Genomic DNA, 2,170 nt, shown 5'->3' with positions numbered 1-2,170 from the left:
GGGGATCGACTGCGTGCAGGCCGTCCGTACAAAACATTTCCTGTCCGACTCATGTATCCGCTTTTGATCTGCTTTGGATTTTGATCCGCATGCAAACGAAGTTTGCGTAAGTGCGCCCTTGATCCGTTTTTGATCCGCGCGTTTCGTAGAAACAACTAAGCGCGCCCTGTTCAAAAAAGCGGAGGGAAACAGCGAAGGTCAAAGGCCAGAGCAGAGAGGATGCAGAGAGGATGCAGGATAGGGAGAGTGCTACAAAATGTAGGCATTTTGAAAACTCTCCCCTGCTGCCGTGGGCTCTTGGTTTTAAGTGAGTTTTGAATTCGGAAAACAAAACTAAATTAAGAATTTAATCGGATCTTAAAAAACGAATTGAATTCAAATCTAAAAAACGGACAGGAAATGTTTTGTGGCCACCGCCTGCACGCAGTCGATCCCCACAAAACCCTGATCAGGGCTGTGCCCCGATACCCCGTTGAGTTGTGTACCTGGTTAAAAATCCTGACGCACTTCGTTTGTCCCCCCGGGTTTCACCAGGGCGGAAAAACTCGCCCTGGTGAAACCCGGGGCTGCAGGAAAAAATCAAAACGGAGAGGGGTCAAGGGGACGTGGAATACCGCAGACCGGAACGGGCAAGGATATGCCGCGAAAGCCCCTTGATGCCTCGCAGTGCCCCAATGCTCCGGGCTGGTGGTTGGGGGTGCTCTTCCCCCGACCGCCTGCCACGTGGCGAGCAGTCCCGAAGGGCCGTCGGAGACGATCTGTTTTTGGCTTTTTGGCGGTGCTTGGAGGGGTCGAAAAACGGGCGTCGGAGAGGCCGATTTCCTTTACTTGATACTTACGATGGTAATTCAAGGGTGCAAAAAGCGGCTACAACCCTTGTGGACCGTGGCTTTGAGGGTTATTTGACGCGTAAAAAGAAAAACCCCAGAATCGTGGGTCTTCGAGGTCCAAGATATCTAGGGTTTTCCATGGAAAACGTTACCGCTTCCACGTCTGTCCATTCTAGCGAAATTATTGCGCTTGAACAGCCCCGCGACGGGCTTTCCGATTACAGTCCGAATGATGTCCCGTGGGACATTCACAGAGGTCAATCTGACGATGTGGGTGGGATTTATGCCAGCGCTCTAGAATTTGAGCGCTACGCCGCTCGAATGTCCGACTGTGGGGGGTTATTGCTGTTTGGTTGGGTTCTCAACCCTGAAACATCAGTGAATGCCCTACGTTTGCGTACGGCGTACTTTTGCCGGGTACGTCATTGCCCGGTGTGTCAGTGGAGGCGCTCGCTCATGTGGCAGGCTCGGTTTCACCAATCTCTCCCTCAGATCGTTCTAGAGCATCCTAAGGCTCGCTGGCTATTCCTGACCCTGACTGTGCCCAATTGCCCCATAGGCGAGCTTGGAGCGACTCTTACGGCGATGAATGCCGGGTGGAACCGACTCCAGGCGCGAAAAGAGTTAAAAGCGGTGATTGGTTGGGTACGGACTACCGAGGTAACTCGGAGTGCGATTGGGGAGGCGCACCCGCATTTTCACGTTTTGCTGATGGTCCCGCCTTCGATGCTGTCTGGATCGAAATACGTTAAGCATGCCCGCTGGGTTGAGATTTGGCAGGAATGCATGCGCGATCCGACGATCTCGCCAAGCGGTGTGCACGTTCAAGCGATTAAAGATCGGAGCTCAGAGACCGGGACGGAGGTGGGAGGGGCTGCGCTACAACGCGCGGTTTCGGAAACGCTGAAGTACAGCGTTAAACCGTCTGACATGACAAACGATCCTGATTGGTTTTTGGAATTGACGCGCCAATCCCACAAGCGCCGCTTTGTGGCAACCGGTGGCGTTTTGAAAAAGGTACTCCGTGTCGATGAGGAAACTGATTCGGATTTGGTTAAGAGAGGCGGCGCTGAAGAAGGCGAAGACGACGGTTCTCGGTTGGCTTTCAACTGGCGGGAAGTAGAGCGCCGATATCGCCGCGCACCCAACGGCGACAAACCAGCTCGCTGACTCTCAACGGGGTATCGGGGCACAGCCCTGATCAGGGTTTTGTGGGGATCGACTGCGTGCAGGCCGTCCGTACAAAACATTTCCTGTCCGACTCATGTATCCGCTTTTGATCTGCTTTGGATTTTGATCCGCATGCAAACGAAGTTTGCGTAAGTGCGCCCTTGATCCGT

Annotated in this window: 1 protein-coding gene; it reads left to right on the top strand. The window is 53.5% G+C overall.

All coding sequences use genetic code 11. The features are described from left to right. The first annotated feature begins 968 nt into the window (after positions 1-968). Positions 969-2,000 carry a protein rep gene (locus tag PPTH39_RS23410; protein WP_178113950.1) on the top strand — a complete coding sequence of 344 codons (1,032 nt, stop codon included), beginning with the start codon at positions 969-971 and terminating at the stop codon, positions 1,998-2,000. Positions 2,001-2,170 lie beyond the last annotated feature (170 nt).

The sequence above is a fragment of the Pseudomonas bubulae genome (assembly GCF_900618535.1).
Classification (GTDB): Bacteria; Pseudomonadota; Gammaproteobacteria; order Pseudomonadales; family Pseudomonadaceae; genus Aquipseudomonas; species Aquipseudomonas bubulae.
This window is presented reverse-complemented; position numbering and strand designations above follow the sequence as displayed.